Here is a 7,439-nt window from a genome sequence, read left to right as displayed (position 1 = left end):
TTCGCCTTCACCACCACGGCCGTTGGCCAGGTCGCGGGAGTTCATGTGCAGGATCAGCTCGGCGCCGTGCCGGCAGCGCTCACTGGTGGGGGAGATGAGTTCCCCGTCACGGTTCACCACATCCCCTTGCGGGGTGACGATCGCGCCGTCGAGCAACGACGGCTGCAGCAGTTGCCGCGCCCGGTCCGGGTGGGCCAGGTGACCCAGGGCTTCGGCCCGCAGCTCGTCCCTGGACCCGTCGGAACCGCCGGCTTTGAGGACGTCGGCGAGGCGATCGAGGGTGCCGTTCAGGTGGGCGGCGTCACCGGCGTCGAGGTTGGCGTAGAGGTCGGTGATCCCCGGGGTGTTCCGGTTGGGGGTGAACTCTACGCGGCGGTGCTTCTTGGCGGCCTGGCGTTCGGCTTCTTTGTCGTCGTTGAGCATCAGTGCGACCTGGGCCTCGGTGGTCGCGACCGCTCGCTTCGGGGTGAGGTTGACCAGGCGGAGTGACCAGAGGGAGTCGAACTCGCGGGCCTGGGTGAAGTTCAGCTGCAGGGCGGCGCGGGAGATGTCGCGGGCGACCCAGACGGGAATGTCGCAGTCGAGGGTGGCCTGCCACAGGATCGGATGCCGATGCCGCAGATTCAACACATCAGCGGTCCAGACCTGCGCGGTCTCGGGCGAACAGCCCAGTGACATCGCCAACTCGAGGTGGAAGAACTCGGTGATGCCGGGCGTACCGTCCGCGCCGGGGAACACGAGTTGTTCACCGTGGAGGACTCTTGCGGTGAGTTCGTCGGTGTGGGCGTTGAGGCCGGAGTAGGTGTCGCAGGCGGCGGCGATCGCAACGAGCCGGCGGGCCGAAGCCTGGGCGATGGTGTCGCTCTCGGCGCGGATCGCGGCGAAGACTTCGGCTCGTTCGGTGGTCGTCATCGGTGGTCACCTCCTCTCGACTGCTACATCCAACATTAGTCACGGTGTTCGAATAAATCAAGGGGTTTGAGGAAAGTTTCTGGATTCATCTCGACACGGTCGCTGCGCGACCTACTCGATGAGCGTGGGGGCTCGCTGCGCGACCTGCTCGATGGACGTGGGGGTGGGACCTCGCGGGGGTGGGGTGCGGGTTGTGAGGTGGGTGTTACCGAGGTGTCACGCGGGGGCGTACCGGCGTAACGGGCGGCTTCTAGGGTCGAGCCCATGACCGAGCTGATTGAACGCGATACCGCGACCAGGACCCGTTGGCTGCGCATCTGCCGCCTGGATGATCTGGAGACCGGCTGGGGCGAGGCGGCCCTGGTCGACGGTGACCAGATCGCCCTCTTCCGGCTCGCCGGCGACGAGCTCTATGCCGTGCAGCACAGTGATCCGGTGAGCGGGGCCTGCGTGATGGCACGCGGCATCACCGGCTCCCGAACCGTCGAGGGGCAGCAGCGACGGACGCTGGCATCCCCGCTGCACAAGGAGATCTACGACCTCGCCGACGGACGCTGCTACAGCGACGAGTCGCTGCGGCTGCGCACCTACCCGGTACGCTGCATCGATGACTGGCTGGAGATCGGCGCCGCGGCCTGAGCCCGTTCTCGCCTGCGCGCACGGCACCCGCTCGGTCGCCGGCCGTTCGGCGATCGGGCACCTGGTCGCCGGCCTGCGCGACCAGCTCGCCGATTCCGGTACGCCGGTCCGCGCGGCCTTCGTCGACGTCCAGCCGCCCACCATCGACCAGGCGATGGCCCACGCCCTCGGGCCCCGGACCGCTGAGGGCGTACGCATCCTGCCGCTGCTGCTGAGCGCCGGCTACCACGTCGGCCATGACCTCGCTGCCGCAGCCGCCGACCACCCCGGGGCAGTGCTCGCCCCGGCCCTGGGTCCCGACCCGGTGATCGCCGACCTGCTCGTCCACCGGCTCGCCGAAGCCCTCACCGCCGCCGGCACCACGCTGCACCCCGACGATGCCGTCACCGTGGTCTCCGCCGGCTCCAGCGACGCCCGCGCCCGCGCCGACTGCGAGGTCACCACCGCACTGGTCGCCGAGCGCCTCGAACATCGGGTCGCCACCACTTGGCTGTCGGCCGCCGACCCCCGGCTGGGCGACTGGGTCACCGCCCAGCGCAGCACCGGTCGGCGTACCGTCGTGCTCACCCACCTGCTCGCCCCCGGCTTCTTCGCCGACCTGGCCCGGCGCAGTGCCCCGGATCTGATCACCGACCCTCTCTGCCGCCCCCGCGGAGCCACCGATCCGGGGCTCATCGCCCTCGCCGCCAGGCGCCTCTCCGACCCGGTGATCCCGGCGTGAGGATCGTGTAACGCGGGCGTCGCAGGACGACGGATTGCCGAAACACGCGGCTCCTAGCCTGCTGCGCAATCGGCCGCAATCCGCGGTCCACGAGGACGGAGAGCCCCCGTGTCGATCATCGGCGAGAACACCCGCACAGCCAGTCCGATCACCGAGCAACCGGGCCGCTGGCTGCATGGCTACGACCCCGAGGATTCCCTGCAGTGGCAGGAAACCGGGCGTACCATCGCCCGCCGCAACCTGAACTGGTCGATCTTCTGCGAGTTCCTCGGATTCGTGGTCTGGCAGCTCTGGGCGGCCACCGTGACCTTCCTGCCGCGGGTCGGATTCCAGCTCACCGACGGCCAGCTGTTCTGGCTGATCTCGATGCCGGCGCTGGTCGGGGCGACGCTGCGAATCCCTTACACCTTTGCGGTCGCGCGCTTCGGCGGCCGGAACTGGACCGTCTGCTCGGCCCTGTTGCTGCTGGTCCCGGTCGTCGGCCTGGCCCTGGTCGCCGGCAATCCGCAGACGCCGTTCTGGGTGCTGCTGCTGGTCGCCGCGACGGCCGGCTTCGGCGGCGGCAATTTCGCCTCCTCGATGGCGAACATCACCTATTTCTATCCAGCGAAGGAAAAGGGCTGGGCCCTCGGCCTGAACGCCGCCGGCGGCAACCTCGGTGCCGCGGTCGCCCAGCTGGTCGTCCCGCTCGCGGTCACCATCGGTGCCGGTGCCACCCTGCGGTTGCCGCTCGCCGGCTGGGTCTGGGTGCCGCTGATCCTGATCGCCGCCTGGGGCGCCCGCCGGCACATGCACAATCTGGCCAGCGCCCGCGGTGACCTGGCCGGGGCGCTGGCCTCGATGCGGGAACCACACTTCTGGGTGATGGCGGTCCTCTACATCGGCACCTTCGGCTCCTTCATCGGCTTCTCCGGGGTGTTCCCGAAACTGATCGCCGACACCTTCCCCGCCTTCTCGACCTTCAAGGTCGGCGCGGCCGCACTGTCGCTGTCCTTCCTCGGCCCGCTGGTCGGTTCACTGTCCCGGCCGTGGGGCGGCCGGCTCGCCGACCGGGTCGGCGGTGCCCGGGTCACGGTGCTCGCCTTCGCGGCCATGGCGATCCTCGCCCTCGGGGTCGTCGTCACCCTGCCGATGCGCAACTTCTGGGTCTTCCTGTTCCTCTTCCTCGGCCTGTTCGTCGCCTCCGGTGTCGGCAACGGATCCACCTATCGGATGATCCCCAGCATCTATCGGGTCCGCGCAATCGACAGCACAGCAGGAATCTCCACCGAGCGCCGGGCCGCGGCCGCCCTCGGTCTGATCTCGGCGGTCGGTGCCTACGGTGGCTTCTTCGTGCCGCAGGTGCTGTCGCTGTCGAAGAGCAGCACCCAGGCCTACGACTCGGCCTTCTATGGTTTCGTCGCCTGCTACGTGATCGCCATGGCACTGACCGCCGTCTGCTACCTGCGTCCGGGCTCGGCGATGGCCCGCGCCCGCGTCTGAGGTGGGCAGATGACCGATACCCACTGTCCCTACTGTGCACTCCAGTGTGCGATGACGCTCACCCCCGCACCGGCGGGGGTGAGCGTGGACGGCCGCGACTTCCCGACCAACGGCGGCGGCCTGTGCCGCAAGGGGTGGACGGCCGGGGAACTGCTGAACCGTACCGACCGGATCACCCAGCCCCTGCTCCGTGGCCCGGACGGGGAGCTGCGACCGGTGACCTGGCAGCAGGCGTACGAGCGCTGGATCACCGCACTGATCGCGACCCGCGCCGCCCACGGCCCGGATGCCAACGGGGTCTTCGGCGGTGCCTCGCTGACCAACGAAAAGGCCTACCAGCTTGGAAAATTCGTACGCCTGGCGCTCGGCTCCAGCCGGGTCGACTACAACGGCCGGTTCTGCATGAGCTCCGCGGCGACCGCAGCGAACCGGTCCCTGGGCCTGGACCGCGGCCTGCCCTTCCCGGTCACCGATCTCGCCGACGCGCACACCGTGCTGCTGCTCGGTTCCAACGTCGCCGAGACGATGCCGCCGTTCGTCCGGCACCTGGCCGGCGCCCGCGCCGCCGGTGGCCTGATCGTGGTGGATCCGCGCCGCAGCGCCACCGCCGAGCTGACCGCCGACGGTGCCGGGATGCATCTGCAGCCCCGCCCCGGCACCGATCAGGCCCTGCTGCTCGGGCTGGCGCACATCGTGCTCGCCGACGGGCTGGCCGACACCGCCTATCTGGCCGAGCGCACCACCGGCCTGGCGGCGCTGCGGCGTACCCTCAACGCCTGGTGGCCGGAGCGGGTCGAGCAGGTCACCGGCGTACCGGCCACCCAGCTGCGCCGCGCCGCCCACCGGCTGGCCGAGGGGCCGCGCGGGACCTACCTGCTCACCGGGCGCGGCGTCGAACAGCACACCGACGGCACCGACACCGTGACCGCCGCCATCAACCTGGCACTGCTGCTCGGTCTGCCCGGTGGCCGGCGCTCCGGCTGGGGCACGCTGACCGGGCAGGGCAACGGGCAGGGCAACGGGCAGGGTGCCCGCGAGCACGGGCTGAAGGCGGATCAGCTGCCCGGCTATCGCAGCATCGCCGACCCGGCGGACCGGGCCGCGGTCGCCGCCGTCTGGGGTGTCGACCCGGAGAGCATCCCAGGCCCGGGGTTGCCCGCGGTGCAGCTGCTGCGTGAGCTCGGCCGCCCCGGCGGGGTGCGCTGCCTGTGGATCAACGGTGCCAATCCGGTCGTGTCCGCACCCGACGCCGGTGCCGTCGCGGCGGCCCTGGATCGGCTGGATTTCCTTGTGGTGAGCGATTTCTTCGTCTCCGAGACAGCGCGCCACGCCGACCTGGTGCTGCCCGCCACCCAGTGGGCGGAGGAGGAGGGCACGATGACCAATCTGGAGGGCCGGGTGCTGCGCCGTCGCCGCGCGATCGACCCGCCGGCCGGGGTGGTCAGTGAGCTGACGATCCTCACCGAGCTCGCGACCCGGCTCGCTGCACCCGGCCACTGGTCGGACGATCCGGCGGAGGTCTTCGACGAGCTGGCCCGCGCCTCCGAGGGCGGGCGGGCCGACTATTCCGGGCTGAGCCATCACCGCCTCGACGAGCCCCGGGCCCACCACTGGCCCTGCCCGGCCGGCAGCGGTGCCGACACCCCACGCCCGTTCACCGAGCGCTTCGCCCATCCCGACGGCCGCGCCCGGTTGCTGCCGACCCGACCGCCGGCCGGCCCCGGCGCCCTGCTCACCCTCACCACCGGCCGGCTGCTGGAGCACTACCAGTCCGGCACCCAGACCCGCCGCGTCGCCTCGCTGGCGGCCGCCCGGCCGCACGCCACCGTGCAGGTGCATCCGGACACCGCGGCCCGATTCGGGCTGGCCGACGGTGAACCCGCGCGGTTGACGAGCGCGGCGGGCGCGTCGCAGGTCCGGGTCGAGCTGAGCGCCGCGATCCGCCCCGACACGGTGTTCTGGCCGTTCCACTTCGCCGACGAACAGGCGGTCAACCGACTCGTCACCGCACGGACCGATCCGGTCTCCGGGATGCCGGAGTTCAAGGCCACCCCGGTCCTGCTGTCGGCCGTCGGATCCCTGCCCAGCAAGGAGAACGCATGCGCAAGCACACCCTGACCGCCGGCGATCACGTGCTGGTCATCGGCTTCGGTCCGGTGGCGGTACGCCTGGTCGAGGAGCTGCTGCCGCTGGTCGAGACGGGCCGGTTGCGGGTCACCGTGCTCGGCGAGGAGGAGCGGCCGGGTTACAACCGGGTGCTGGTGGGGGAGTACGGCGTCGGCTGGCTCGATGCCGAGGGCCTGGAACTGGTCGATCTCGACGACTGGCGCCGCCGCGGCGTACGCGTCGAACTGGGCACCCGGGTGGACTGGCTGGATCGCGCGGCGCGGCAGGCCCACGCCCACCGCGGTGCCGAGGAGCTGGTCGTCGGCTACGACCTGGTCGTGCTCGCCGTCGGCGCCCGGCCCAACATTCCCAACCTGCGCGGGCTCAATCCCGATCCCGCCGCGCTCATCCCACTGCCGACCGGGGTCACCGCGCTGCGCACCGTCGCCGACGCCGACCGGATGCGCGCCTGCGTCACCGAGGGTGGCCGGGTGGTGGTGCTCGGCGGTGGCGTACTCGGGCTGGAGGTCGCGCTGGCCGCGCGGGAGGCCGGCTGCCCGGTGTCGGTGGTGCATGCCGCGCCGTGGCTGCTGACCCGTTCCTGCGATCGGGTCGGCGGCGCGATGCTGGATCGGGCGGTCGCCGACCGGGGCCTGCGGGTGATCCCCGACGCGGTGGCCCGCGAGGTGCTGCTCGATGAGCAGCGGGCCTTCCGCGGGCTGCGGCTGGCCGACGGTCAGGTCATCACCGGGGACCTGCTGGTGCTGTCCTGCGGGGTACGCGTCAACACCCGGATCGCCGAGGGAGCGGGGCTGACCACCGAGGCGGGGATCGTGGTCAACCACGAGCTGGAGGCGGACCCGCAGGCCCGGGTGTTCGCGATCGGCGACTGCGCCGAGGTCCGGTGCACCGACCCGGTCTGCACCGTCTGCCCGGCCCGCCGGGGTCGTGGACCGGCCGGCCTGATCGCGCCCGGTTGGCAGCAGGCCGAGTGGCTGGCGGCCCGCTGGCGGGCCGAACTCGACACCGCCAGCGGGCCGGTCGAGCCGATGCCGACCGAGGAGCCGGTGGTGGTCCGATTGAAGGCGCGCGGGCTGGAACTGGTCGCGGCCGGGGAGACCGCCGGCGAACCGTGGGAGCACGATCCCGACCCCGCCGCGCCGCGGGTCGCGCACTGGGTCGACGGGGTCGGCGGCCGGTTCCTGAAACTGGTGGTCCGCGAGGATCGGCTGGCGGGCTTCGTCGCCCTCGGACTCCCGCGGGCCGCCGCCGAACTGGCGGTGCTGCAGCGTACCGGGGCCGAACCGCCGACCGATCCGTCACTGCTGCTGCGTCTCGACGCCCCCGCCGGCGGGGGCGCGGGAACCGGATCCGCCCGGGCGGACGATCCACTGTGCCGGTGCGCCGGGGTGTCCGAGGCCGCGGTGGTCGACGCGATCGACGCCGGTGCCGACTCGGTCGCCGCGGTACGCCGGGAGACCCGGGCAGGATCGGGTTGCGGTGGCTGCGGGGACCGGGTCCGGGCGCTGCTGCTCGACTGTGAATCTGCCCGGGCCGTCCCGTAGTCTCGCCCCGGACA

6 protein-coding genes are annotated in these 7,439 nt (G+C 71.8%); 5 read left to right on the top strand and 1 reads right to left on the bottom strand.

The annotated features are described in order from the left end of the window. Window positions 1-912, bottom strand: a 912-nt coding sequence (locus tag C8D81_RS20380; protein ID WP_133626696.1) for a hypothetical protein, incomplete at its 3' end; no start/stop codon positions are given. 264 nt (window positions 913-1,176) lie between these two features. Here C8D81_RS20380 and nirD point away from each other — a divergent pair. The 5 genes from nirD (at window position 1,177) to C8D81_RS20355 (ending at window position 7,425) form a co-directional block, all read left to right on the top strand. Beyond that, window positions 1,177-1,551, top strand: coding sequence for a nitrite reductase small subunit NirD (gene nirD / locus C8D81_RS20375; RefSeq protein WP_094358905.1), 375 nt, complete (start codon window positions 1,177-1,179; stop codon window positions 1,549-1,551). Beyond that, window positions 1,520-2,272 (top strand): sirohydrochlorin chelatase, encoded by a 753-nt coding sequence (locus C8D81_RS21820; RefSeq protein WP_094430478.1) that lies wholly within the window; start codon window positions 1,520-1,522, stop codon window positions 2,270-2,272. The genes nirD and C8D81_RS21820 overlap by 32 nt, the downstream gene beginning before the upstream one ends. 108 nt (window positions 2,273-2,380) lie before the next feature. After that, window positions 2,381-3,754: an MFS transporter gene (locus C8D81_RS20365; protein WP_172421814.1), complete on the top strand. Its 1,374-nt coding sequence runs from the start codon at window positions 2,381-2,383 to the stop codon at window positions 3,752-3,754. A 9-nt stretch (window positions 3,755-3,763) separates the two neighbouring features. Then, complete coding sequence (locus tag C8D81_RS20360) at window positions 3,764-5,872, top strand: molybdopterin oxidoreductase family protein (protein ID WP_133626695.1); 2,109 nt, start codon at window positions 3,764-3,766, stop codon at window positions 5,870-5,872. Continuing rightward, complete coding sequence (locus tag C8D81_RS20355; protein WP_094430471.1) at window positions 5,854-7,425, top strand: FAD-dependent oxidoreductase; 1,572 nt, start codon at window positions 5,854-5,856, stop codon at window positions 7,423-7,425. Before C8D81_RS20360 ends, C8D81_RS20355 begins: the two co-directional genes overlap by 19 nt. The last annotated feature ends 14 nt before the right edge of the window (window positions 7,426-7,439 follow it).

The organism is Enemella evansiae, assembly GCF_004362375.1.
In the GTDB taxonomy this organism is placed as follows: domain Bacteria; phylum Actinomycetota; class Actinomycetes; order Propionibacteriales; family Propionibacteriaceae; genus Enemella; species Enemella evansiae.
Note: the sequence above shows the minus strand (reverse complement) of the source record. Positions and strands in the feature narration are given on the sequence as shown.

Excerpts from the sequence above, each read along its gene's own strand:
- nirD (WP_094358905.1), top strand. The coding sequence starts at position 1,177 with ATGACCGAGCTGATTGAACGCGATACCGCGACCAGGACCCGTTGGCTG.
- C8D81_RS21820 (WP_094430478.1), top strand. The coding sequence starts at position 1,520 with ATGACTGGCTGGAGATCGGCGCCGCGGCCTGAGCCCGTTCTCGCCTGC.
- C8D81_RS20360 (WP_133626695.1), top strand. The coding sequence starts at position 3,764 with ATGACCGATACCCACTGTCCCTACTGTGCACTCCAGTGTGCGATGACG.
- C8D81_RS20355 (WP_094430471.1), top strand. The coding sequence starts at position 5,854 with ATGCGCAAGCACACCCTGACCGCCGGCGATCACGTGCTGGTCATCGGC.